This window comes from Saccharopolyspora sp. NPDC047091, from assembly GCF_040643635.1.
Taxonomy (GTDB): Bacteria; Actinomycetota; Actinomycetes; order Mycobacteriales; family Pseudonocardiaceae; genus Saccharopolyspora_C.
Genome location: NZ_JBEYUS010000057.1, coordinates 1 through 24,843, shown reverse-complemented (window position 1 = coordinate 24,843; position 24,843 = coordinate 1). Strand labels below are relative to the sequence as shown.

The following is a 24,843-nucleotide window of genomic DNA, read 5'->3' as shown; positions in this document are numbered from 1 at the left end:
GGACGGGGGGCGCTATCGTGCCAGTCGTGCGGAGCGTGAGGCGGTGCTCGCGGACCGGGTGTACCAACCCGGCCGTTGCGACGCTTACGTATGCCTATGCGGACTCGACCGCGGTGGTCGGACCGCTCGCCACGTATGCGGAGCCCCACAGCTACGACCTGTGCGAGGAGCACGCGTTGCGGCTGACGGTGCCGAAGGGCTGGGAGGTCGTCCGCTACGAGGGCGAGTTCTCGCTGCCGGACGGTTCCGCGGACGATCTGACCGCGCTGGCCGAGGCGGTACGCGAAGCGGGGCGTTCGGACCGGCCGGTGGACGCGCCGGACTTCTCCGTCGGCGGCGGCAGGCGCGGGCACCTGCGGGCGCTGCCCGACCCCCGGGACGACTAGGACCACGCCGAACGTGACGTGCCGCTCGTGGCCGTCGGGAGCTCTCCGCAAGATCACCGATCGCCGGTAGGCTCGGACCGCAGCGAGGTTGGCCGGACTACGTAGGGATGTGCAGCGTGCGGGACCTGTCGGAGATCGTCAAGGCGTACGACATCCGCGGGGTGGTGGATGAGCAGCTCGACGCCGACGTCGTTCGGGAGATCGGTGCCGCGTTCACCAGGCTCGTCGGCGGCCCGGCCGTCGTCATCGGGCACGACATGCGGGACTCCTCCCCGGCGCTGGCCGCCGCGTTCGCCGAGGGCGTCACCGGGCAGGGCGTCGACGTGGTCTCCATCGGGCTGGCCAGCACCGACATGCTCTACTTCGCCTCCGGCACGCTGGAGCTGCCGGGCGCCATGTTCACCGCCAGCCACAACCCGGCCCGCTACAACGGCATCAAGCTGTGCCGGGCGGGCGCCGCGCCGGTCGGCCAGGACAGCGGGCTGTCCGAGATCCAGGAGCTCGTCGGGCAGGGCGTCCCCGAGTTCCTGGGCGCGAAGGGCGGCACCACCGAGCGCGACATGCTCGCCGAGTACGCGGAGTTCCTGCGCGGCCTGGTGGACCTGAGCGCGATCCGGCCGCTGAAGGTCGTCGTCGACGCCGGGAACGGCATGGCCGGGCACACCGTGCCGCAGGTCTTCGAAGGCCTGCCGGTCGAGGTGGTGCCGATGTACTTCGAGCTGGACGGGAACTTCCCGAACCACGAGGCGAACCCGCTGGACCCGGCGAACCTGGTCGACCTGCAGGCGAAGGTGCGCGAGGTCGGCGCGGACGCCGGGCTGGCCTTCGACGGGGACGCGGACCGCTGCTTCGTGGTGGACGAGAACGCCGACCCGGTGGCGCCGAGCGCGATCACCGCGCTGGTCGCGGTGCGCGAGCTGGCGAAGGAACCGGGCGCGACCGTCATCCACAACCTGATCACCTCGCACGCGGTGCCGGAGATCGTCGCCGAGCAGGGCGGCAAGCCGGTGCGCACCCGCGTCGGGCACTCCTTCATCAAGCAGACCATGGCCGAGACCGGCGCCATCTTCGGCGGCGAGCACTCGGCGCACTACTACTTCCGGGACTTCTGGAAGGCCGACTCCGGCATGCTGGCCGCGCTGCACGTGCTGGCCGCGCTGGGCGGGCAGGACGGCGGGCTGTCCGGGCTGATGGCCGAGTACTCCCGCTACGCCGCCTCCGGCGAGATCAACTCGACGGTGCAGGACCAGGCGGGGCGGATGCGCGCCGTGGCCGAAACCTACCGGGAACGTTCCGGTGCTCGAACCGACGAGCTCGACGGGCTTACCGTGGAGCTGGCGGACGGCTCCTGGTTCAACATCCGGCCTTCGAACACCGAGCCGCTGCTGCGGTTGAACGTGGAGGCGCCGGACGCCGCCGCGGTCGCCGCGCTGCGCGACGAGGTGCTCGCCGTGGTGCGGGGCTGACCGAGTGATATCGCCCGCTGGGCGTGGACCGGGTGTGGACTCAGGAGGGAACGTGGCCGTGGCCCTGGAACCGACATTGCTGGAGATCCTCGCCTGCCCGGCACCGGACCACGGCGCGCTGCGCGCCGGGGGCGGGACCGCGCAGGACGAGTACTTGACGTGCACTTCGTGCGGCCGCGGCTACCCGGTGCGGGACGGCATCCCGGTGCTGCTGGTGGACGAGGCCGTCGGTGGCCCCGAGGATCCTGGCTCGACCGGGGAGAGGTGACCTCCGGTGCTCGACGACAGCCTCTTCGACGATCCCGAGCGGATCACCGAGGCCGATTCGCGCGGGCTGCTGCGCTCCGCCGCGCTCGCGGGCGCGCAGGTGCGGGCGGCCGCGGAGACGGTGCAGGAGATCGGGTTCGACGACCTCGCCGACGGCAGGCCGCGTTCGCTGGTGCTGGTGTCCCGGCCGGGCCTCGGCCCGTCGGTGTGCGGGTTGCTGGCCGCGCTGGCCGGGGCGTCCTGCCCGGTCCCGGTGATCGTGGCCGAATCGGTGCCGGTGTGGGTGGGGCCGCTGGACGTGGTGTTCGCGCACACCCCCGACCCGGGTGATCCGACGCTGGCCGAAGGGGTGGCGACCGCGACCCGGCGAGGCGCCTCGGTGGTGCTGGCCGTGCCGGCGGACGGCCCGGTGGCCGCGTCCGGCGCGGGCCGGGCGAAGGTGGTGCCGCCGCGGATCCCGGTGCCCGACGAGCTGACGTTCGCGCACGTGTTCACCGCGGGGCTCAGCGTGCTCATCGCGCTCGGCCTGCTGCGCTGCGACACCGATCAGCTGGCGGACGAACTGGACCGGGAGGCGGAACGCGCGCACCCCGGTCAGGAACCGCTGATGAACCCGGCGAAGTCGCTGGCGCTGCGGCTCGCCGATCACGAGGCGCTGCTGTGGGGAGTCGACCAGCTCGCCACCGCCGTCGCCGGGCACGGCGCCTACGCGCTGGGCGTGCACGCGGGAGTGGCCTGCGACGTGGCGAGCCACCCGCAGGCCGTCACCCGGCACGCGCTGTACCGCTCGGTCCGCGACACCGGATCGGACCTGTTCGCCGATCCGGACGAGGACGGCGGCGCGACGCCCCGGGTCTTCCTGATCGGCACCCGGCACGACGAGCGGGCCGAGGCGGACGAACGCGTCGCGACCCGGTCGCTGCCGGGCGCGGACCTGATCGTCCCGGGCGAGTCGGCGCGGGCCGACGCGGTGTTGCGGGCCGCGGTGCTCGCGTTGCGGTTCGATCTCGCCGCGGTCTACCTGGGCCTCGCGGCGGGCACGCTCGGAGGCCCGGGCAGGCAGGCGCTGGCCGTGCACTGACCGGACGGGGCGGAAACCTGGGTGATTGCCGGGGACGTCCCTGATGCACTGGTGGCGGCGAGGCGATGTCCTGGTTCCAGGGTCGGCGCCCCTACGGTGCCGGTCCGAGGACGCGTGCCCGACCGGCGGTGAAGAGAGCGAGAAGGACTGTGGAGTTACTGCGGAACGCGGTGCGCCCCTACGCGTGGGGCTCGCGAACCGCCATCGCAGATCTGCTCGGGCGGCCCGTTCCCACTCCGCACCCCGAGGCCGAACTGTGGATGGGTGCGCACCCGGGCGACTCGTCGAAGCTGGTGCGCCCGGACGGCAGCGAGGAGTCGCTGCTGGACCTGCTCGACGCGGACCCGGCGCACCACCTCGGTGAGGTGTGCACCGGCCGGTGGGGCAGCAGGCTGCCGTTCCTGCTCAAGGTGCTCGCCGCGAACGAGCCGCTGAGCCTGCAGGCCCACCCGTCCGCGGAGCAGGCCGCCGAGGGCTTCGAGCGGGAGGAGCGGGCCGGCATCCCGCGCAACGCGCCGAACCGGAACTACCCGGACCCCACGGCGAAGCCGGAGCTGGTCTGCGCGCTCACCGAGTTCCACGCGCTCGCCGGGTTTCGGGAGGCGCACCGCACGGTGCGGCTGCTGGGCGAGCTGGACGTGCCGACGCTGCGCCCGCACACCGCGCTGCTGGCGGCGCAGCCGGACCCCGACGGGCTGCGGGCGCTGTTCACCACGTGGATCACGCTGCCCGAGCACTACTTGCGCGGGCTGCTGCCGGAACTGCTCGACGCCTGCGTGCGGCACGTGCGCGAGCACGGCGAGTTCGCGCTGGAGTGCCGCACGGTGCTGGAGCTGGGGGAGGCGTACCCGAACGACGCGGGCGTGCTGGCGAGCCTGCTGCTGAACCGGCTGGTGCTGCAGCCCGGCGAGGCGATCTACCTGCCCGCGGGCAACCTGCACGCCTACCTGCAGGGCACCGGAGTGGAGATCCTGGCGAACTCGGACAACATCCTGCGCTGCGGGCTCACCCCGAAGCACGTGGACGTGCCGGAGCTGCTGCGGGTGCTGGACTTCACCTGCGGGGACATGCGGGTGCACAAGGGCGAGTCGCTGGACGGGAACCGCACCGTCTACCAGACGCCCGCCGAGGAGTTCCGGCTGTCCAGGGTGGACTGGTCCCCGGCGAACTCGACGGCGGTGCTGCTGGACTCGGACGGTCCGCAGATCCTGCTGTGCACGAAGGGCGCGCTGCGGCTGACCGCGCAGCGCCCCGGCGCGGAACCGGCCGAGCTGGAGCTGAGGAAGGGCCAGTCGGTGTGGCTGGCGGCCTCCGACCCGGCGGTGCTGGCGAGCCCGGTGTGCCCGGACGGGACGGCGCAGGTGTTCCGCGCCGCCGCGGGCACTTAGCAGGCGCAATCCCGACATACCTGCTCCGTCCGGGCGATCGCGGCGGTAGGTTTCCCGCGGAACGCAGGGAATCGAGCTCGGGAGCACGCGTGTCAGCAGGTGGCGGTACCAAGGCGATCCTGGCGGCGTTGGCCGCGAACGCGGGCATCGCGGTGGCCAAGTTCGGCGGATTCCTGTTCACCGGGTCCTCGTCGATGCTGGCCGAGTCGGTGCACTCGGTGGCGGACACCTCGAACCAGGGGTTGCTGCTGCTGGGGAAGAAGACCTCGGTGCGCCGGCCGACCGCGGAGCACCCGTTCGGCTACGGGCGGGACCGCTACTTCTACTCGTTCGTCGTGGCGCTGCTGCTGTTCAGCCTCGGGTCGGTGTTCGCGCTGTACGAGGGCGTGCACAAGATCCAGCACCCGGAGCCGTTGAGCTCGCCGCTGGTGGCGGTGGTGATCCTGCTGCTGGCGATCGCGCTGGAGTCCTACAGCTTCACCACCGCGATCAAGGAGTCCCGCGGGATCAAGGGCGGGCTGAGCTGGTGGCAGTTCATCCGGCAGGCCAAGACCCCGGAGCTGCCGGTGGTGCTGCTGGAGGACGCGGGCGCGCTGCTGGGCCTGGTGCTCGCGCTCGGCGGGGTGGGGCTGGCGGTGCTCACCGGGAACCCGGTGTTCGACGGGATCGGCACGGTCGGCATCGGGCTGCTGCTCGGCGTGATCGCGGTGATCTTGATCGTGGAGACGAAGAGCCTGCTGATCGGGGAGGGCGCCGACCGGTCGGTGCTGGACGAGGTCGTCGGCGAGCTGCGCGGCGGCCGGGTGCGGCGGGTCATCCACATCCGCACCCAGTACCTCGGCCCGGACGAGCTGCTGATCGCCGCGAAGATCGACCTGGAGCCGTCGCTGGACGTCGCCGCGGTCGCCGCGGAGATCGACGCCGCCGAGGCGCGGGTGCGGGCGAAGGTGCCCGCGGCGCGGCTGATCTACCTCGAACCGGACCTGGATCGGAGCGGGGATCGGAGCGCGGATCGGGATCGGGGCGCGGTCTCGGAACCGGTCGCCGACTCGCCTTCCGAGACCGACTCGGAACCGTCGATCGACTCGCCGCGGGACTGATTCACCGCAGATCTTGCACCGTTCGCGGGGGCTTTCCCGATGATCTGCGGATAACCGGGAAATTGTCCCGCCGGGCGCCGGTCTACCTGCAGTGACACCCCTGCTGTGTGCGGACGGTGATCGCCTCGGAGCATTTGGCGGATCAACTTGTCCTCCGGGTGGACGGGGCGGTCACAGAGCATTAACGAATCCCGACCCCCACACTGTTTCCTAGCTAATCCGGTGCAACACTCCCCCGCTAGGGTGCGTTCCACCATTCGGGTTGGAAGAGGAGGGCGACAGTGCCAGGGACCGGGCTGTGGCGAACGAAGACGGTCGAGCAATCGATCAAAGACACCGATGAGCCGGACACGAAGCTCCGAAAGAACCTCGGTGCCTGGGACCTGATGGTCTTCGGCGTCTCGGTCGTCATCGGCGCGGGGATCTTCACGCTCGCCGCCTCCACCGCGGGGGACGTGACCGGCCCGTCCGTATCGCTGTCCTTCGTCATCGCGGCGATCGCCTGCGGGCTCGCCGCGGTCTGCTACGCGGAGTTCGCCTCGACCGTGCCGGTCGCGGGCAGCGCGTACACCTATTCGTACGCGACGTTCGGCGAGTTCGTCGCCTGGATCATCGGCTGGGACCTGATCCTGGAGTTCGCGGTCGCCGCCGCGGCGGTCAGCAAGGGCTGGTCCAGCTACCTGCAGCAGGTGCTGCAGCTCATCGGCATCAACGGGGTGCCGACGAAGTTCGAGCTCGGGCCGCTGCAGTTCGACTGGGGCGCGCTGCTGCTGATCGCCGGGCTCACCGCGGTGCTCGCGCTGGGCACCAAGCTCTCGGCGCGGGTCAGCCTCGTGATCAGCGCGATCAAGGTGTTCGTGGTGCTGCTGGTCGTCGTGATCGGCCTCTCCTACATCAACACCGCGAACTACACGCCGTTCATCCCGCCGGCCGAGGCCGGTGCGGAGGATGCGTCCAAGCTGGACCAGTCGCTGCTGTCGCTGCTGCTGGGCGGTGAGACGAGCAGCTTCGGCGTCTTCGGCCTGCTCGCCGGTGCCTCGCTGGTGTTCTTCGCGTTCATCGGCTTCGACGTCGTCGCCACCACCGCGGAGGAGACCCGCAACCCGCAGCGCGACGCGCCGCGCGGCATCTTCGGCTCGCTGGCCATCGTCACCGTGCTGTACGTGGCCGTCGCCGTCGTGGTGACCGGCATGGTCAACTTCAAGCAGCTGGCCACCGTGGACGGCGAGAAGGCCACCCTGGCCACCGCATTCCAGCTCAACGGAGTCACCTGGGCCGCCGGGGTCATCACGGTCGGCGCGCTCGCCGGCCTCACCACCGTCGTCATGGTCATGTTCCTCGGCCAGGTGCGCATCCTGTTCGCCATGTCCCGCGACGGGCTGCTGCCGCGCGGGCTGGCCAAGACCCACGACGAGCACGGAACCCCGGTGCGGGCGACGCTGATCGTCGGCGGCATCGTGGCGCTGGCCGCGGCGTTCTTCCCGGCGGACAAGCTGGAGGAGATGGTCAACGTCGGCACCCTGTTCGCGTTCATCCTGGTGTCCGCCGGCGTGATCATCCTGCGCCGGTCGCGGCCGGACCTGCCGCGTGGTTTCCGGGCGCCGCTGGTGCCGCTGATCCCGATCCTGGCGATCATCGCCTGCGTGTGGCTGATGCTGAACCTGACCGCGCTGACCTGGGTGCGGTTCGTCGTCTGGATGATCGCGGGCGTGGTGGTGTACTTCCTGTACAGCCGCAAGCACTCGCGGCTCGGGCAGCAGCAGCGGGACATCGCCGCGGGCGGCTCCGTCTGATCCTGCGCTCGCGCGCAGCGGGCCCGTTCCCCTCCGGGGGAGCGGGCCCGCTTTTTTCGCGCCGCGGACCGCGTGGACTGCACGCTTGGCATCTACTTGCCGATGTGCGTACACTTTCCATATGGAAAATGAATCGAACGCCTCCGGACGTGACCAGCTCGGCCAGCTCGGCCAGCTCGACCAGGTCGCCGACGCGCGCCGCCGCCTCGCCGGCCACGCCGGGTTCCCCACCGCCTACTGGGTGATCTTCGGCGTCGCGCTCGTCGCGATGGCCGGACTGCCGATCTGGATGGACCTGCTGGGCGCGGACTACAACGCCTACGTGTCGTGGGGGCTCGCGGCGATCGCCCTCGGCTCGGCCGCCTTCTCCGTCGCCCGGCGCCGCCGATCCGGCGTCTACCTGCCCAAGCGCATCGGGTCCTACCCCGGCGCCCGGCCGATCTGGCTGGCCGCGCTCGCCATCACCGTGGTCGGCTTCGGCGTCATCGCAGCGCTGGTCAGGTTCGAGCAGCAGGGGATCGCCCTGCTGGTGCTGCCCGTCGTGGCGATCGCGGTCTTCGTGGCGCAGGTGAAGACCCGGGCGGCGATGCGGCGCGACATCGAAGAAGGCCGGGTCCGGCCGTGACGGGTGCGCACCAGGAAGGCGAAGGGCGCCAGCCCCTCTTCGAGACCGGGCCCCGGTTGGCGCTGTGCGCGCTGCTGCAAGGCGCCGAGTGGGTCGACTTCGCGACCGCGCGCGACATGCTGGGCGTCAGCGACTCCGTCCTCTCCAAGCACAGCCGGGCCCTCGAAGAAGCCGGCCACCTCGAAGTGCGCAAGGGCTCCGTCGGGCGCAGGCCGCGGACCTGGTTCCGGCTGACCGCGGAGGGCAGGACCGCGATCAGCAACCACCTGACCTGGCTCTCCGGTCTTCAGGCTGCCCTGGATCGGGAGTGACGGGGTCGTGTTGCGAGCGGGGTGGGTGGCGGAACCTCAGCGGTCTTCTCGCTGCGGGATCGTTTTCACCGGTGGCTCCGCCACAGGCGAAAACGCCGTCCTCGCGAGAAGACCGCTGAGAACCCGCGGGTGGTCCGGTTGCTCGGGTGGTCGCTGCTCAGCGGCTTCGCCGCTGACAGGACTGTGGTGGGGGGTGGCTTGCGGGTTCGGTGTCAGCGGTCTGCGGCTCGGAGGGCGTTGCCCCGTTCCCAGGGGGCTGCTCGGCCGCGCGGGTCGGTGAGGTCGGGGAGCGCGGAGCGGGAAGGCTTCCCGTCGTTCGCGGCGGTCTCGGCCGCCCCGGCCTCGCCGGTGCCCGCCACCTCGTCCGGGTCCCAGCCCAGCAGGTCCGACACGGATGCCGACTCGTCCTCGCCGAGCTCGGCGTCGGCGGTGGGCTCCGGTTCGGTGCGCCGCGGTTCGGTCAGGGCGCCCAGCGGATCAGCGGTCTGCTGCGCCACCGCGGTCGGCGTGCGCAGCGGCAACGTGGCGCCCCGCACCGGGATCTCCAGCCCGGCCGCCATCGCGACCGCGCGATCCCACTCCGGGTCCCCGCTGTAGTCCGTGTGCCCGAGCACGCCGGGCACCCAGCGGCGGAACGAGAACGGCCCGCGCTGCGGGTCCGGCAGCCAGTGGTCCCCGCCGAGGACCAGCGCGCCCGTCGGCCCCCGCGTCGCGGGCGGCAGCGGGCCCTGCGTCCCGTCCGGGCGCAGCCCGACGCCGATCAGCATCCCGTCGAACACCTGCCGGTTCCAGGTGGTCACCGCGCCACCGAGCGGATCGGTGCCGCGGCACAGCGACCGCCAGCGCCCGTTGAGCGACCCCGCGAGATCGCGCAGCGACCCGTGCGGCACCACCCCGGGGAACGCCCGCGGATACGCCCACTGCAGCTGGGAACCCGCGGTCACCAGCCCGACCCGCTCCCGATCGGCCTCCGGCAACGTCTCCAGCAGCCGCGCGGTCGCCACCGCGGCCAGCAGGCTGCCCTGGCTGTGCCCGACGAGCACCACCCGGGTGTCCGGCTCGGCGAGGTGCTCGGCGGCGCGCGCCGCCAGCTCCGGCACCACCTTCAGCGCGTAGCACGGCGGCACCACCGGGTGCGCCTCCCGCGGCCAGAACAACGTGAGATCGCACAGGATGCCCAGGTAGCGCCCGGCGGTCCGCTCCTTCGCCGCCAGCTGCACCATCCGCAGCAGCCCCGCCGCGAGCAGGCCCAGCGCCAGCACGCCCAGCGCGCGCAGCCAGTCCGCCCACTCGGTGCGCGGGAAGCCCCACGCCCGCAAGCCCACCGCCAGCACCGTGCTCGCCGTCAGCACCGCCGCCACCAGCAGCAGCACGTGGTGCGAGTAGCGCCGCTGCACGTCCGCGGTCCGCCACGAACCGGCCGCGTTGCGCTGGTCCTGCTGCCTGCCCGCGTGCAGCAGCGACACCTGCTCGGGCACGTCCTCGACCCCGCTCGGCAACCAGCGGCGGACCAGCATCCAGCAGCCCAGTCCGAGGCCGCCGACCAGCAGCAGCACCGCCGCGCTGCCCCAGAACAGCGCCACGTCGTCGTAGGCGTCCGGCAGCCGAAGCCGCTCCGGACCGCCCAGCGCCTGCCGGAGGCTCAGCGCGAGGCCGGCGCCGAAACCGGCGCCGAGCATGCACGCCAGCATCAGCATCGGCGCCGCCATCCAGCCGCCCGCCCACGGGCGCAGCTCGCGCGGCACCGACGACCAGCCGGGCCGGGCCAGCAGCGCCGCAGGCACCAGCAGCGCCGCCACCGCCAGGCAGGTCAGCAGCAGTCCCACGGTGATCGCGTCCACCGTCGCCCCGGATCCCGGCAGCGGTGCGTTCAGCGGACCCGGCAACACCGCCACCGCCAGCAGCAGCACCGCGGCGGTGGCGATCACGACGCGGCGGGCGGTGCGGCTCAGCAGCCCGCGCACCACCGCGGCGACCGGGCCGGAACCCATGCCGCTCGGATCGTCCAGCAGCAACGTCCCGCTCACCGACAGCACCAGCAGCAGTTCCGCCAGCATCCAGCGCGGATCGGGGCTCGGCGTCAGCGGCCCGCCCAGCGCGAGCACCGCGATCACCGCCAGCGCCCCCACCACGTGGAGCGCGCGCAGCGCGGGCGTGTCCGGATCGGCGACGACGTTCGCGCCCGGCAGCAGCGGAGCTCGCGCCGAATGCGGCGAGGACTCGGTGCGCCCGCCGAACGTGCGCCACGAACCGGAGACCTTCCAGGACACGCTGGACAGCCGGTGCATCAGCAGCACCACCAGCCCGAGCAGCAGCATCGCGGGCATCGCGCGCACCGCGGGCACGGCGCGCAGCGACTCCGGCACCGAGTCCAGGCACGGCGAACCGGGGCGCAGGCACTGCGCGGCGAGCAGGTCCAGCAGCACCACGGCCAGCTGCGCGACGAACAGCATCGTCAGCAGCAGCGCCCCCACCCGCAGCAGCGCCCGCAGCAACCGGGACAGCACGGCCCCGACGGCGTCGCCGGACCGCGGCGGCGGCAGCATCCAGTGCGCCACGTTGCTCAGCGCGAACGGGAACATCAGCGCCCAGCTGGCCTTCGCCCAGCCGCCGGAGGTCATGCCGCCCCACACGTAGCCCTCGACGATCCGGGGGACGGTGCGGTCGCCCGCGGTGAGCATCGGGCCCGGCACGGGACGGCGCAGCCGGTCGGCGGGGCGCACGATGCGGCCCACCCCGTCACCCGCCACGTCGACCGAGGCCACGGAGTCGGTGAGCGCGTCCCCGGTGGTCCCGAGGATGCCGTGCACCCGCAGCTCGACCACGCGGGTGTCGGGCCCCGGTATCTGCACTTGTGCCTCCTGGCCATCGGGTGTTGATCACTTGCCCGTGATTGTCCACCGCAGATCGACTCGTGGCGAGCCCTCGGCCACTCGATTGTGACGGCCTTCGCCCGGGCCTGTCCCCGGTTCGCCGATGCTCGATCGAAATTCCAGGTCAGCGGAGCGTGCAGGGCTTGCGCGCGCACGCAACCGGGCACGTCCGGGTGAGCTGCAGGCGTGTCGCGCGAGCAGCGGCCGCCGCCCGCCCCGCCCCGGGGGTGAACGGCGGCCGCCGGATGGAGCAGCCGACCCCTCCGCGGCTGCTCCACCCGCGCTCCGGGCCGGTGTTCCGGAGCGGGTGTTCAGGACCCGTTGCGCAGGCCGCTGACGTCCCGGGCCTGCCCGATCTGCAGCACCGAGCCGCTGCTCTCGCCGGAGAAGTTGTTCTGCACGTGCACCGACTGCCCGCGTCCGCCCTCGTCCCCGGCCTCCGGGCGCTCCGAACCGTGCACCCGGTCCTGCTCCTGCTTGAGCCGGTCGCGGTCGACGGGCCAGGCGTTGACCCCGTCCAACAGGTCCCGGTTCACCGAGCTCTTCGGGGTGTACAGGAAGGCGTGGGCTTCGAAGTTCTTGACCTTGACGGCGTTCGCGGCGAACTGGGAGGCGCGCTTCTTGATGTAGCCGCCTTCGACGACGTCGGTGAACACACGCTGGGACAGGATCGCGGCGACGTAGGTGACGTCCGGATCGGAGCCGGTGAGGATGCGGCGCACCGGTTCGGCGTCGAGCAGCCGGTGCGTCTCGTTCATCGAGGTGGACAGACCGCTCTCCGGGACCGGCCCGAGGTGGATGCTGACGCGCAGCCGGAGCTTGAGCGCGCGGTCGCGGGCGCGGACGACCTCGTCGTGCTCGTCGAGCACCTCGTTGAGCTCGTCGAGGAACGGGTCCACCAGGAACGGGGTGTCCATGGCGTCGACGCCGAAGTAGTAGCCGTCGCCGGTGGAGTGGGGGAACACCTTCGTCTGCCACAGCCGGGCCAGGCCGCACTGCTCCAGCGCGCGTTCCAGCAGGTCCGGGATGTCCTGGCTGAGCCGTTCCTGGTGCGCGCTGGGGCTCTCGCTGAAGCCCTTGGTGTCCACGGCGAGCACCGCGCGGTACGGCGGGAGCTGGCTGCTGCGCCGGGTGTTCGGACTGGGTGGCATGTCGGGTCCTTCCTGGAGCGGGGCACCCGCGGGCCGGTGCTGAGATCAGCATCGGGCGGGTGCGCGGAGCGCGGGGTCCGATTCCGGACACCGCGCCGGGTGACCGCGATCACGTCTATCGGGATCGGTGGATTTCGTCCAGCAACGCGGCCGGGTCGAGCACGTGCACCCCGCCCTGCTCGGTCCGCAGCAGGCCCAGCGCGCGGAACTCGGCGAGGCTCGCCGCCACCGAACTCCGCGCCAGCCCCAGCAGATCCGCCAGATCCCGTTGCGGCAGCGGCACGAAGTCGTCCTGCCCGGTGGTCGCGGTCAACCGGTGCAGCAGCCACGCCACCTTCGACCGCGCCGAGGAGCGCGACAGCTCCGAGATCATGGAGCCGTTCGAGCGCAGCTTCATGCTCAAGTAGCTGGTCAATTGGGCGTCGAGCCTGCGGCGGCGGATGAACGCGGTGAACTCGGGGCCGCGCAGCCGCTGCCCGCGGCACTCCACCACCGCGTGCACGCTCGCCGACCGCGGCCGCTTGTCGATGCCGGACTGCTCGCCGATGGTGTCGCCCGCGGCGCGCAGCGCCAGCAGCGACTGGCCGTGGTCCGCCCGCGCGCCCACCACCCGGCACAGCCCCGCGGTCAGCACGAACACGTGATCGCCGTCCTCGCCCTCGTTGAGCAGCGTCGCCCCGGGGCGGAAGCGGAACGGTCCGCCGATGCGCAGCAGGTCGGCCCACTCCGAAGTGGACAGGTGATCGCGGAAGCTGCGGTAGTCCTCGTCGAGCGCCACGGTGATCGATTCTGCGGCACCGGATTCGAGGTGGACGGTTTTCGCGCCAGGTCAACCCTAATGGCGGTCCGCGGCCCTCGGCTGCGTATCGTCGCCGCCGTGGGGCGGCTGATCGTGATCGAAGGACTGGACGGCGCGGGCAAGCGCACGCTCGTCGACGGGCTCACCGCGCGGCTGCGGGAACGCGGCAGCAGCGTCGCGCACGCCGCCTTCCCCCGCTACACCGCCGACGTGCACGCCGAACTCGTCGCCGAAGCGCTGCACGGCGAGCACGGCGACCTCGGCGGATCGGTGTACGGCATGGCCGTGCTGTACGCGCTGGACCGGCGCGGCGCCGCCGACGACCTGCGCGCCGACCTCGCCGCGCACGACGTGGTGCTGCTGGACCGCTACGTCGCCTCCAACGCCGCCTACGGTGCCGCCCGGCTGCACCAGGACGTCGACGGCGACTTCGTGCGCTGGGTGCGGGAACTCGAAGCCGACCGGTTCGGCCTGCCACGCCCCGACCTGCAACTGCTGCTGCAGGTGCCCGCCGACGTGGCCGCCGGGCGCGCCGAGCACCGCGAACGCACCGAGACCCGCCGCCGCGACCGGTTCGAAGCGGACTCCTCGCTGCAGCAGCGCTGCGGCGAGCTGTACGCGCGGCTCGCCGCCGCCGGCTGGTGGTCGCCGTGGCTGGTCGTCGACGGCTCCGCCCGCCCCGACCACGACGCGATCGCCGCCCGCATCACCGGCTGACCTGCACCGCGCTCCGCGCCGCACGCGCCGCCGATCGACTCCCCCGTTCGGCGGTACACCTCGATCCGCGTTCGGTGCAGGCGCGACGACCTGCGGTGACGATCGGCGGGTGCTGCACGACCCGGGAGTGAGAAGTGCAACCATGTGGGGCATGAAGGCGCGCGTGCTCGTGGTGGACGACGATCCGGCCCTGGCCGAAATGCTGACCATCGTCCTGCGGGGCGAAGGTTTCGAGACAGCCGTGGTCAGCGACGGCACCAAGGCCATGCCCGCGCTGCGCGAACTGAAACCCGACCTGGTGCTGCTCGACCTCATGCTGCCCGGCATGAACGGCATCGACGTGTGCAAGGCGATCCGCACCGAATCCGTGGTGCCCATCGTCATGCTCACCGCGAAGAGCGACACCGTCGACGTGGTGCTCGGACTCGAATCCGGCGCCGACGACTACGTCGTCAAGCCCTTCAAGCCGAAGGAGCTCGTCGCCCGGCTGCGCGCCCGGCTGCGCCGCACCGACGCCGAACCGGCCGAGGTCCTCGCCATCGGCGACCTCAGCATCGACGTCCCCGGCCACGAGGTCACCCGCGACGGCGTGCCCATCGCGCTCACGCCCCTCGAGTTCGACCTGCTGGTCGCGCTGGCCCGCAAACCGCGCCAGGTGTTCACCCGCGAAGTGCTGCTCGAACAGGTCTGGGGCTACCGGCACGCCGCCGACACCCGCCTGGTCAACGTCCACGTGCAGCGGCTGCGGTCCAAGGTGGAGCGCGACCCGGAACGGCCCGAGGTGGTGCTGACGGTCCGCGGCGTCGGGTACAAGGCCGGCCCCCCGTGATCCGGAGACCGGCGCGTTGAGCGGGTGGGCGAGCCGGGGCGGTGTGCCGCACCGGTGGCTGTCGCGCGCCCGCGTCGAGGTCCGCGAGCGCTGGCAGCGCTTCGAACGCGTGTGGCGCCGGTCCATGCAGCTGCGGGTCGTCGTCAGCACCCTCGCGCTGTCCTCCGTGGTCATCTGCGTGCTCGGGATGGTGCTGCAGACGCAGATCACCTACCAGCTGATGACCGCGAAGGAAGACGCCGCGATCTCGCAGGTGCGCTACAGCCTGCCCGTGCTGGAACGCGAGCTGACCGCCGTCGACCCCAACTCCGACGACGTCTCCCAGCAGCTCGAACAAGCGCTCAACCGGCTCACCACGCCCAACTCGGGACGGCCCAGCACCGAGGCCTCCGCGGGCGCCTTCGACCCGGTGCTCGTCGACGGCTCCGACGCCGAATCCGAAGCGCAGCCCTCCGCGGGCCCCATCGACGACGTGCCGAAGGAACTGCGCCGGTTCGTCGAGCAAGGCGAGCTCGCCAAGCAGATCACCACCGTGCAGCGCGGCCCCGAACCGGTGACCATGCTCGTCGTCGGCACCCCGGTGGACAGCTCCACCCGGTCCCTGCAGGCCTACCTGCTGTTCCCGCTGACCTCCGAGAAGGACACCCTCAACGTCGTGCAGAGCACGCTGCTCGTCGGCGGGCTCGTGCTGGTGGTGCTGCTCGGCGCCATCACCAACCTCGTCACCCGCCAAGTGGTGCGCCCGGTGCGGCAGGCCGCCGAGAACGCCGCGCGGCTCGCCGACGGCGACCTCGACCAGCGGATGCGGGTGATCGGCGAGGACGACGTGGCCCGGCTCGCCGAATCCTTCAACGAGATGGCCGACAGCCTCCGGCAGCAGATCAAGCAGCTGGAGGAGTTCGGGCAGCTGCAACGCCGCTTCACCTCCGACGTCTCGCACGAACTGCGCACCCCGCTCACCACCGTGCGGATGGCCGCCGACGTGCTGCACGCCTCCCGCGAGCAGTTCCCGCCCGGGCTGGCCCGCTCCACCGAACTCCTCGTCGACGAACTCGACCGGTTCGAATCGCTGCTCGCCGACCTGCTGGAGATCTCCCGGCTCGACGCGGGCGTCGCCGAACTCGCCGCCGAACCGCTCGACCTGCCCGCCATCGTGCAGCGCGCCGTCGACTCGGTCCGCGGCATCGCCGAGACCAGCGGCGTCCCGCTGCGGGTCGAAGTGCCCGCCGTCGACCTCGACCTCGTCGCCGACGCGCGCCGCGTCGAACGGATCGTGCGCAACCTCATCGCCAACGCCATCGACCACGCCGAGGGCGGGCCCGTCGAAGTGCGGTTCGGCGCGGGGCAGGACGCCGTCGCGGTCAGCGTCCGCGACTACGGCGTCGGCCTCCGCCCCGGAGAAGCGGAACTCGTGTTCACCCGGTTCTGGCGCGCCGACCCGTCCCGCAACCGGCGCACCGGCGGCACCGGGCTCGGCCTGTCCATCAGCTCCGAGGACGCCCGGCTGCACGGCGGCCTGCTCGACGCGTGGGGAGAACCGGGTTCCGGCTCCTGCTTCCGGCTCACCCTGCCCCGCGAACCCGGCCGCGACTTCACCGAGAGCCCGCTGGCGCTGCCGTCCGGACGGCGCATCGCCGCCCCCGGCGCGCTGCTCGCCCGCACCGTCGACGCGCATGCCGACGGCGAACCCGACGGGGAACCCGCCGTCCGCGATACCGGACCGGCCCGGCTGTCCGAACCGGTCGAGCCCGCGGCCCGCGCCGACCACCTTCGGCTGGACCGGGCCCGCGCCGACCGGGCACGCCTCGAACAGGCCCGTTCCGACCGGGCCGGAGACGCTCAAGCCCGAGTCGACCAGGCCAAGGCCGAGCACGAGCGCGGCGACCAGACCGCCCGCCGAGGCAGGGAGGACCCGAGATGATCAGTCGCAGGCTCGTCGTGCTCGCCCTGGCGGTGCTGCCGCTCGCCGCCTGCGCCTCCATCCCGGAACGATCCGACCCGATGGCCGTGCCGCCGCTCGTCGACCACGGCGTCTCCCGCACCACCGCGCCCGAACCGCCGCGCGCCACCGACGCCGTCGACATCGTGCGCAGCTTCGTCGACTCCGGCTCCACCAGGGAGACCGGCTTCGCCTTCGCCCGCAGCCACCTCACCCCGGAAGCCGAACGGCGCTGGGAACCGGCCAGCTCCGTGCTCATCGTCGACAACATCGACACCATCCCGGTGCCGCCCGCCCCCGGCCAGCCCGAGGGGGACCGCGTCGTCAGCCTGCAAGCCGACCGCGTCGGACGGCTGCGCGCCGACTCCTCCTTCGTGCCCGAAACCGGGTCCTTCGAAGTGCGCGTCCCCGTGCAGCGCGGCCGCGACGGGCGGTGGCTGATCACCGCGCCCCCGTCCGACATGGTCATCAGCCGCACCTCCTTCGAGAACGACTTCATGCCGGTGCCGATCTACTTCGCCGACCACGACGGCACCGGCGTCGTCCCCGACCTGCGGTGGATCGGATCGCAGCCGGACAGCACGCTCCCGCGGCGCGTCGTCGAACTGCTCATCGGCGGCCCGTCCGAGGGCTTCAAGAAGGCGATGGCCAGCAGGCTCCCGGCCGGCGCGAACCTGAAGACCAACGCCACCGAAGCCGACGACGGGGCGCTGGTCGTCAACCTCGGCGAACTCGGCGAACCCGACCTCGAAGCCCGCCGCATGATCGCCGCGCAAGTCGTGCTGTCCCTGCAGAGCGTCAGCAAGGCCCGCGTCCGCCTCCAGGAGGACGGTGTCGCGCTGCTGCCCGACAAGCCGGACCTGCAACCCGCCGACGTCGCCTCCCACGAGAGCGACAACGCGCTGCGCCCCGGCACCCCCGGGCTCGTCATCATCGGCGAACGGCTGCACGTGCTCGACGAGAACACCCGGCCCATCCCCGGACCCGCGGGCTCCGGCGCGCTCGAAGTGCTCCAAGCCGCGCAGTCCATCGACGGCAGCAGGCTCGCCGCCGTCACCCGCAACCCCACCGGGCAGGTCGACCTGCGGATCGGCGCCTACGCCTCCTCGGACCTGCCCGGCGTCCCGCTCACCGGCAGCTTCATGTCCCGGCCGAGCTGGCGCGACGACAACGAGGTGTGGACCGTCGTCAACGGCCGCGACGTGTTCCGCGCGATCGACGAGAACGGCACCTGGACCGTCCGGCCCGTCGACGTCGCCGAATTCGCCGCAGGCCGCGAGATCAAGGAACTGCGCCTCTCGCACGACGGGACCCGGGCCGTCGGCGTCGTCGACGGCAACCTCGTCGTCGCAGGCGTCGTCGACGAGGACGGCCGCGTCGCGCTGCGCAACCCCGTGGTCCTCGGCGCCGACCGCGGCTTCGACGTCACCCACGTCGACTGGCTCACCGACCGGTCCCTCGTCGCCACCACCGACGGGTCCTCGCCGGTCATGGAGGTCTCCGTCGACGGGTTCAAGTGGACCGGGTACGCCTCCGCGAACCTCACCCAGCCGATCAACGCGGTCACCGTCGGACCCGGCAAGCGCGTCGTCGTCGCCGACCAGAGCTGGCTGTGGGAGGCGGGGGAGCCGAAGGCGGTGTGGAGCCTGCTACCAGGCCAGATAGGCGGTAACTCGATCCCGCTCTTCCCCGGCTGACGCCCCTCTTTCCCGGGTGATGCCGTTCTTCCCCGGCTGACGCCGCGCGTTCCCGGGTGGCGCCCTTCTAACTCGGGTGGCACCGCGCTTCCCCGGCTGTTTACCCCGCTTCCTCGGGCGATGCCCGGCTGGTGCCGCTCTTCCCGGTGCTGCCTCGGCCCCCTGCTCTGCGCGGGGCCGGACTTCGGCGGCGTGCTCGCCGCGGGATCGTTCTCGCCCGGCTCCGCCCCGACGACGCCGTCTCCTCGCGTGAAGGTGGCCGAGCACCCGTCGGGCGGTCCGGTCGCTCGGCCGGTCACTGCTCGGCGCTTCCCCGCTGACGAGATCCGCCGGTCCGGCCGACTCGCGCCGGTGTGTCGGATCGGGGGAGGGCGCAGGATCCGGGGCATGCCGGGAACGTGGGGGAGGGTCGGCGGGGGCGTCGCCGCCGCGGTGGGCGGGCTGGTGGATCTGGTGCTGCCGTTGCGGTGCGCGGGGTGCGCGCGGCCCGGTACCGGGTGGTGCGCGGATTGCGGGCGGGAGCTGGGCGGGCTGCGCAGGGTGGTGCGGGCACTGCCCGCGCCGCCGGGCGATCGCGTCGTGCTGCCCCCGGTGTTCGCGCTCGGCCGGTACCGCGGCCCGGTGCGCCGCGCCATCATCGACTACAAGGTCGCCGGACGCCGCGACCTCGCCGAACCCTTCGGCCGCGCGCTCGCCGAGGGCCTCCGCGGGATCACCGGGTGGGAACCGGAACTCGCGTCCGCCGCGGCCCGGGCCGATCCGACGGCAGCCGGTCTGCCGTCTGCTGATCCGCTGTCTGCTGATCCGCTGTCTGCTGACTCGCCGTCCGCTGATCCGTCGTCAGCCGGCCCCCCGTCAGCCGACCTGGCCCAGGCGTCCGAAGCAGCGCGCTGGCACCTGGTGCCCGCCCCGTCCCGACCGATCACCTCCCGCCGCAGGGGCGGCGCCCACATGACCCGGGTCGCGCGCCGGACCGCCGCCGCGCTCGCCGCGGACGGCACCGCCGCGACCGTCGCCGACTGCCTGACCACCAGCCCGGGCACCCGCGACTCGGCCGGCCGCAGCCCGCACGAACGGCTGCGCGACCTGGCGGGCCGCGCAGCCGTGCGGCCGGACCGCGCACCTCCCGCCGCCGCCCCGGTGCTGCTGATCGACGACGTGCTCACCACCGGCGCCACGATCGCGAGCTCGGTGGGCGCGCTCGCCGGCCACGGCATCCCCGTCACGGCGGTGCTGGTGCTGGCCGCGACCGCAGGTTGACCCGATCGTGCGTTGTCCGACGGCCCGACATCCGAGCGGAACTCCACCGGGGCCTTCGTTCGTTCAGGGGGTATGAGCAGTCGGCAGAATCCGGTGGCGGTCCTCTCGACCGGCGCGGACCGCGACACGCGCCCGTTGCGGCACGTGATCGCCAGTCGATCTTGCTTCCCCCGAACGAGTGAGACCTGTGGGGTGGGACACGCCGAGGAAACGCGCTGCGCGAGCCTCGCGCGTCGCCCGCTCAGCCCCGCACATCACGCTCGGTGGCGGCTTGACGTCGCCCATCTCGGGGGCTGTTTCCCGTTGGCGAAGTTAGCTAACGTGCCTGCATTCAGTCGTACCCGGGCTTTCGGGAAGGAGTGAGAACCCCATGTCCCTGGCGCCGGAAGCGAGCTGAGAACACCGCTGCACCGGCGCCTCCGTGCGGACACGTCCACGGGATGTACGCGAGGAACGGAGGTCGTGAATGGACATCGTCGTCAAGGGTCGCAACGTTGAGGTTCCCGAGCACTACCGGGAGCACATCGCCGAGAAGCTGACCCGGCTGGAGCGCTACGACAGGAAGACCATTCGGGCGGACGTGGAGCTCTTCCACGAACGCAATCCGCGACAGGCGAAGAGCTGCCAGCGCGTCGAGATCACCCTGAAGAGCCGCGGCCCCGCAGTGCGGGCCGAAGCGTGCGCAGGGGATTTCTACGCCGCGCTCGACTCGGCGACGAGCAAGCTGGAGAACCGGCTCCGCCGCATGCACGACCGCAGAAAGGTCCACTACGGCAGGCACAAGTCCACCTCCGTCGCCGAGGCGACCTCGGCGAACACCTCCAAGACCGTCGCAGCGGCGGGCGCGACCAGCGCCGTCGGACTGCTCGAAGCCCCCGCGGAGGACGCAGTGGACGCCGACGTGGACATCGACCTCCCCGCGGGCACCGGCGCGACCGGCACCGGACGTGGGGTTCCCCAGCCGCGCGGCAGCTCCGACGACGGCTACGAGCCGGGACGGATCGCCCGGGAGAAGGAGCACACCGCAGTTCCCATGACCGTCGACCAAGCCCTCTACGAGATGGAACTGGTCGGCCACGACTTCTACCTGTTCTCCGACGCCGACACCGGTTGCGCGAGCGTGGTGTACCGGCGCCGCGGATTCGACTACGGGGTGATCCGGCTGGCAGCCTGACGCACTGATCGACCGGGCGTCCGGCGAGTCTGCGCCAGCGCCCGACCCCGCCGACCGTCCCCCGCGTACCGTGTGCGCGGGGGACGGTCGCCGTCCGGGGCCCGGCACCGACCGATCGCTCCTCGGGAATCGCCCACCGGGCGTCCCGGCTCTAATACGATGACCACAAGGCGTCCTTGACGGGCGCATCACGATCAGCTAGTGAGGTCGACCGGATGGTCCTGTCCCGACTGCTCCGCGCCGGCGAGGGCAAGACGCTCAAGCGCCTCCGCGCCATCGCGAAGCACATCAACGAGCTCGAAGACGAAGTGCTCGCGCTCTCCGACGCAGAACTGCGGGCCAAGACCGACGAGTTCAAGCGCCGCTACAACGACGGCGAGACCCTGGACGAACTGCTGCCCGAGGCGTTCACGGTGGCGCGCGAGGGCGCGCACCGCACCCTCGGTCAGCGGCACTACGACGTCCAGCTCATGGGTGGCGCGGCCCTGCACCTCGGCCAGATCGCCGAGATGCGCACCGGTGAGGGCAAGACCCTGACCTGTGTTCTGCCCGCGTACCTGAACGCCATCGCGGGCAAGGGCGTCCACGTCGTCACCGTCAACGACTACCTCGCGAAGCGCGACTCCGACTGGATGGGCCGCGTGCACCGCTTCCTCGGGCTCGAGGTCGGCGCGATCACCGCCGACATGACCCCGGAGCAGCGCCGCGCCGCCTACGAAGCGGACATCACCTACGGCACGAACAACGAGTTCGGCTTCGACTACCTGCGCGACAACATGGCGTGGAGCCTGTCCGACTGCGTGCAGCGCGGGCACTTCTTCTCCATCGTCGACGAGGTCGACTCGATCCTCATCGACGAGGCCCGCACGCCGCTGATCATCTCCGGCCCCGCGGACCAGTCCTCGCGGTGGTACCAGGAGTTCGCGCGGCTCTCGCCGATGCTGCAGAAGGACGTCCACTACGAGGTCGACGAGCGCAAGCGCACCGTCGGCGTCACCGAGGACGGCGTCACGATCATCGAGGACCAGCTCGGGATCGAGAACCTCTACGAGGCGGCGAACACCCCGCTGGTCGGCTACCTGAACAACGCGCTCAAGGCCAAGGAGCTCTACAAGCGCGACAAGGACTACATCGTCCGCGACGGCGAAGTCACCATCGTCGACGAGTTCACCGGCCGCATCCTGCACGGTCGCCGCTACAACGAGGGCATGCACCAGGCGATCGAGGCCAAGGAAGGCGTCGAGATCAAGGCCGAGAACCAGACGCTGGCCACGATCACGCTGCAGAACTACTTCCGCCTCTACGAGAAGCTGGCCGGCATGACCGGTACGGCCCAGACGGAGGCCGCCGAGTTCCAGGGCACCTACAAGCTCGGCGTCGTCAGCATCCCGACGAACGAGCCGATGGCCCGCAAGGACCAGCCCGACCTGGTCTACAAGAGCGAAGCCGCCAAGTTCGAGGCCGTCGCCGAGGACATCGAGGAGAAGCACCGCACCGGGCAGCCGGTGCTGGTCGGCACCACCAGCGTCGAGCGCTCCGAGCACCTGGCGAAGCTGCTGACGAAGAAGGGCGTGCCGCACAGCGTGCTCAACGCCAAGCACCACGAGTCGGAGGCGGGCATCGTCGCCGAGGCGGGGCGCAAGGGTGCGGTCACGGTCGCCACGAACATGGCCGGCCGCGGTACCGACATCGTGCTCGGCGGCAACGTCGACCACATCGCCGACGCCGAGCTGCGGCGCCACGGACTGGACCCGGTGCAGCACCGCGAGCAGTACGAGGCGGAGTGGCCCGGTGTCGTCGAGCGGGTCAAGGCCCAGGTGAAGGCCGAGGCCGAAGAGGTCCGCGCCGCGGGCGGCCTGTACGTGCTGGGCACCGAGCGGCACGAGTCCCGCCGCATCGACAACCAGCTCCGCGGTCGTTCCGGCCGCCAGGGCGACCCCGGTGAATCGCGCTTCTACCTGTCGCTCGGCGACGAGCTGATGCGCCGGTTCAACGCGGCCATGGTCGAGACGGTGATGACCCGGCTGAAGGTGCCGGACGACGTGCCGATCGAGAACGGCATGGTCACCAAGGCCATCCGCAGTGCTCAGACCCAGGTCGAGCAGCAGAACATGGAGATCCGCAAGAACGTCCTCAAGTACGACGAGGTCATGAACCAGCAGCGCACGGTGATCTACGCCGAGCGCCGCCGGGTGCTGGAGGGCGAGGACCTCCGCGAGCAGGTCTGCCTCATGATCAAGGACGTGACCGCGGCCTACGTCAACGGCGCCACCGCCGAGGGCTACGCCGAGGACTGGGACTTCGAAAAGCTCTGGACGGCGCTGAAGGCGCTGTACCCGGTCCGGCTGGACTGGGAGGAGCTGGTCGAGTCCGAGGAGGACGTCAGCAAGGAGCTGCTCCAGGAATCGGTCCTCAACGACGCCTGGGACGCCTACGACCGGCGCGAGGCCGAGGTCGACGGCAAGGTCGGCGCCGGCGCCACCCGGGAGCTGGAGCGCCGGGTCGTGCTGAGCGTGCTGGACCGCAAGTGGCGCGAGCACCTCTACGAGATGGACTACCTCAAGGAAGGCATCGGCCTGCGTGCGATGGCGCAGCGCGACCCGCTGGTGGAGTACCGGCGGGAAGGCTTCGACATGTTCCACGCGATGCTGGAGGCGTTGAAGGAGGAGTCGATCAGCTTCTTGTTCAACGTGCAGGTGGAGGCCGCCGAACCGGAACCCGTCACGGAGGAGCCGTCGGTGCCGGTCTCGGTGAGCCGTTCCGACGGGTCCGACTTCCCGACGGACGTGCAGCCCGCGATCCCGCGCGAGCAGCGCGCACCGCAGGCCGCCGCCCAGTCGACCGGTGAGGCCGCGCAGCCGCGGTCGAAGCGCGCCAGGGCCGCCGGGCCCGCGATGAGCCAGCTCGGTGGTGGCACGGTCGGTGGCGACGGCACGCAGAACGCGTTCGGCGGGCAGGGCTTCGGCGCACCGCAGCAGCGTCCGCGGCTGAACTACTCCGGCCCCAGCGAGTCCGGCGAGGTGCGCACCAGCACCGAGCACGGCGGCGGTGAGGACGCCAACGGCGGTACCCGGCGCGAGCGCCGTGCCGCGGCCCGGGAAGAGGCCAAGAAGAACAAGCGGAACTGACGTTCCGCGCGCAGCACCACCGCGGCGCCCCGCACTCCTCGTCGAGTGCGGGGCGCCGTCGCGTTCCGGCCCGGAGGTCAGACGACGGCCAGGAAGGTGCACAGCCATCCCGCCCCACCCCGCTCCCAGCGCAGCACGACCGCACGAGAGCGGCCGCGGGAGGCGAGGACCGCGCAGCCCTCGACGAGGTCCGATCGGACCGCGCACGCGTGCAGCGAGGTGAGCCTGGTCCGGGAGTCGCCGAGGATCTCGCGCACCGACGTGGACGTGAACAGGGCGTGCACGGCGGGGGAGAGCCGGGATTTGATCTGGCTCAACGGCCGCCGCCCGAGCAGCACGTCCACCACCGGTCCGCCGAGCCTGCTCGCGAGCGCCCCGGAACTGCGGTCGGCGGGCGCGCCCGCGGGGTTGGCGAGCTCGGTGCGCGACGGGCCGGGCGAATGAGGTCCGGAACTCGGGAGCGCCGAGATCTCGGTCGGACGGGAATCGAGTGGCGGGGCAGCGGCGGTCATGTCTTCTCCAGGACGGGGTGGTCGGCGACGGATCGGCCCGATCTCGTGGGGAAGAGGGGCGCGGACCCGGATCGCGGTCGCGATCCGGCGAGATCGCCCCGAAGGTGTGAGGACCGGTCGAACGGGCGACACCCGGCGTTCATCCACCGTGACCTGCGATTTCGCATTAAGAGGGGGGTGGTGTTCAGGGCCCTGTGGGCGTCCTGTAGATTTCTTTCTGCCAGCACGGAACGGGCCGAAAACGAATCGGGCCGGGTGCGGCGGGGGTTGCGAAACGGGCTTCCAGGTGACTGGTAGAGTGAGCGACCTGATGAATCAACTCTAAACGGCAGGCCGGTGGCGGATGT

20 protein-coding genes are annotated in these 24,843 nt (G+C 71.9%); 16 read left to right on the top strand and 4 right to left on the bottom strand.

Annotated elements, in window-relative coordinates; genetic code table 11:
* Nucleotides 1-35: 35 nt before the first annotated feature.
* The 9 genes from ABZ805_RS21850 to ABZ805_RS21810 all read left to right on the top strand — a co-directional run bounded on the left by ABZ805_RS21850 (nt 36) and on the right by ABZ805_RS21810 (nt 8,417).
* On the top strand, nt 36-386 hold the full coding sequence (locus ABZ805_RS21850; RefSeq protein ID WP_358443275.1) for a DUF3499 domain-containing protein: 351 nt from the start codon (nt 36-38) through the stop codon (nt 384-386).
* 116 nt (nt 387-502) lie between these two features.
* On the top strand, nt 503-1,852 hold the full coding sequence (locus ABZ805_RS21845) for a phosphomannomutase/phosphoglucomutase (RefSeq protein ID WP_358443236.1): 1,350 nt from the start codon (nt 503-505) through the stop codon (nt 1,850-1,852).
* A 52-nt stretch (nt 1,853-1,904) separates the two neighbouring features.
* Nucleotides 1,905-2,120, top strand: coding sequence for a Trm112 family protein (locus ABZ805_RS21840; RefSeq protein ID WP_358443234.1), 216 nt, complete (start codon nt 1,905-1,907; stop codon nt 2,118-2,120).
* A gap of 6 nt (nt 2,121-2,126) precedes the next feature.
* Nucleotides 2,127-3,200 carry a hypothetical protein gene (locus ABZ805_RS21835; RefSeq protein ID WP_358443231.1) on the top strand — a complete coding sequence of 358 codons (1,074 nt, stop codon included), beginning with the start codon at nt 2,127-2,129 and terminating at the stop codon, nt 3,198-3,200.
* Nucleotides 3,201-3,349: 149 nt separating this feature from the next.
* On the top strand, nt 3,350-4,588 hold the full coding sequence (gene manA / locus ABZ805_RS21830; protein WP_358443228.1) for a mannose-6-phosphate isomerase, class I: 1,239 nt from the start codon (nt 3,350-3,352) through the stop codon (nt 4,586-4,588).
* Between the two features lie 89 nt (nt 4,589-4,677).
* Nucleotides 4,678-5,688, top strand: coding sequence for a cation diffusion facilitator family transporter (locus ABZ805_RS21825; protein WP_358443225.1), 1,011 nt, complete (start codon nt 4,678-4,680; stop codon nt 5,686-5,688).
* Between the two features lie 281 nt (nt 5,689-5,969).
* Complete coding sequence (locus ABZ805_RS21820; protein ID WP_358443223.1) at nt 5,970-7,481, top strand: amino acid permease; 1,512 nt, start codon at nt 5,970-5,972, stop codon at nt 7,479-7,481.
* A gap of 121 nt (nt 7,482-7,602) precedes the next feature.
* On the top strand, nt 7,603-8,106 hold the full coding sequence (locus ABZ805_RS21815) for a hypothetical protein (protein WP_358443221.1): 504 nt from the start codon (nt 7,603-7,605) through the stop codon (nt 8,104-8,106).
* Complete coding sequence (locus ABZ805_RS21810) at nt 8,103-8,417, top strand: transcriptional regulator (protein ID WP_358443218.1); 315 nt, start codon at nt 8,103-8,105, stop codon at nt 8,415-8,417. The genes ABZ805_RS21815 and ABZ805_RS21810 overlap by 4 nt, the downstream gene beginning before the upstream one ends.
* A gap of 212 nt (nt 8,418-8,629) precedes the next feature.
* Here the strand turns inward: ABZ805_RS21810 and ABZ805_RS21805 are convergent, their stop codons facing one another.
* The 3 genes from ABZ805_RS21805 to ABZ805_RS21795 all read right to left on the bottom strand — a co-directional run bounded on the left by ABZ805_RS21805 (nt 8,630) and on the right by ABZ805_RS21795 (nt 13,219).
* Nucleotides 8,630-11,269, bottom strand: coding sequence for a hypothetical protein (locus tag ABZ805_RS21805; RefSeq protein WP_358443215.1), 2,640 nt, complete (start codon nt 11,267-11,269; stop codon nt 8,630-8,632).
* 332 nt (nt 11,270-11,601) lie between these two features.
* Nucleotides 11,602-12,441, bottom strand: a complete 840-nt coding sequence (locus tag ABZ805_RS21800) for a hypothetical protein (RefSeq protein ID WP_358443212.1) — start codon at nt 12,439-12,441, stop codon at nt 11,602-11,604.
* A gap of 115 nt (nt 12,442-12,556) precedes the next feature.
* A complete protein-coding gene (locus tag ABZ805_RS21795) occupies nt 12,557-13,219 on the bottom strand; it encodes a Crp/Fnr family transcriptional regulator (protein WP_358443210.1) in 663 nt (220 codons plus the stop codon).
* 99 nt (nt 13,220-13,318) lie between these two features.
* On the opposite strand from ABZ805_RS21795, the gene ABZ805_RS21790 reads away from it, so the two are divergent.
* The 7 genes from ABZ805_RS21790 (at nt 13,319) to secA (ending at nt 23,984) form a co-directional block, all read left to right on the top strand.
* Complete coding sequence (locus ABZ805_RS21790) at nt 13,319-13,957, top strand: dTMP kinase (protein ID WP_358443207.1); 639 nt, start codon at nt 13,319-13,321, stop codon at nt 13,955-13,957.
* Between the two features lie 151 nt (nt 13,958-14,108).
* The gene (gene mtrA, locus ABZ805_RS21785) at nt 14,109-14,786 is read left to right on the top strand and encodes an MtrAB system response regulator MtrA (RefSeq protein WP_224959260.1); all 678 of its coding nucleotides are present in this window, start codon (nt 14,109-14,111) and stop codon (nt 14,784-14,786) included.
* A 58-nt stretch (nt 14,787-14,844) separates the two neighbouring features.
* Nucleotides 14,845-16,707, top strand: coding sequence for an MtrAB system histidine kinase MtrB (gene mtrB / locus ABZ805_RS21780; RefSeq protein ID WP_358443273.1), 1,863 nt, complete (start codon nt 14,845-14,847; stop codon nt 16,705-16,707).
* A complete protein-coding gene (locus ABZ805_RS21775; protein WP_358443203.1) occupies nt 16,704-18,422 on the top strand; it encodes an LpqB family beta-propeller domain-containing protein in 1,719 nt (572 codons plus the stop codon). The genes mtrB and ABZ805_RS21775 overlap by 4 nt, the downstream gene beginning before the upstream one ends.
* A 387-nt stretch (nt 18,423-18,809) precedes the next feature.
* A complete protein-coding gene (locus tag ABZ805_RS21770; RefSeq protein ID WP_358443200.1) occupies nt 18,810-19,682 on the top strand; it encodes a ComF family protein in 873 nt (290 codons plus the stop codon).
* A gap of 466 nt (nt 19,683-20,148) precedes the next feature.
* Complete coding sequence (gene raiA, locus ABZ805_RS21765) at nt 20,149-20,856, top strand: ribosome-associated translation inhibitor RaiA (RefSeq protein WP_358443197.1); 708 nt, start codon at nt 20,149-20,151, stop codon at nt 20,854-20,856.
* Between the two features lie 215 nt (nt 20,857-21,071).
* Entirely contained in the window at nt 21,072-23,984 is a 2,913-nt protein-coding gene (gene secA, locus ABZ805_RS21760) for a preprotein translocase subunit SecA (RefSeq protein WP_358443194.1), read from the top strand.
* Between the two features lie 77 nt (nt 23,985-24,061).
* On the opposite strand, the gene ABZ805_RS21755 is transcribed toward secA, so the two are convergent.
* Nucleotides 24,062-24,496, bottom strand: coding sequence for an Rv3235 family protein (locus ABZ805_RS21755; protein ID WP_358443191.1), 435 nt, complete (start codon nt 24,494-24,496; stop codon nt 24,062-24,064).
* Between the last annotated feature and the right edge of the window lie 347 nt (nt 24,497-24,843).

Bases quoted from the DNA above. Each gene is read 5' to 3' on its own strand.
- ABZ805_RS21815 (WP_358443221.1), top strand. From the start codon at position 7,603: ATGGAAAATGAATCGAACGCCTCCGGACGTGACCAGCTCGGCCAGCTC.
- ABZ805_RS21800 (WP_358443212.1), bottom strand. From the start codon at position 12,441: ATGCCACCCAGTCCGAACACCCGGCGCAGCAGCCAGCTCCCGCCGTAC.
- mtrA (WP_224959260.1), top strand. From the start codon at position 14,109: ATGAAGGCGCGCGTGCTCGTGGTGGACGACGATCCGGCCCTGGCCGAA.
- ABZ805_RS21775 (WP_358443203.1), top strand. From the start codon at position 16,704: ATGATCAGTCGCAGGCTCGTCGTGCTCGCCCTGGCGGTGCTGCCGCTC.
- ABZ805_RS21770 (WP_358443200.1), top strand. From the start codon at position 18,810: ATGCCGGGAACGTGGGGGAGGGTCGGCGGGGGCGTCGCCGCCGCGGTG.
- raiA (WP_358443197.1), top strand. From the start codon at position 20,149: ATGGACATCGTCGTCAAGGGTCGCAACGTTGAGGTTCCCGAGCACTAC.
- secA (WP_358443194.1), top strand. From the start codon at position 21,072: ATGGTCCTGTCCCGACTGCTCCGCGCCGGCGAGGGCAAGACGCTCAAG.
- ABZ805_RS21755 (WP_358443191.1), bottom strand. From the start codon at position 24,496: ATGACCGCCGCTGCCCCGCCACTCGATTCCCGTCCGACCGAGATCTCG.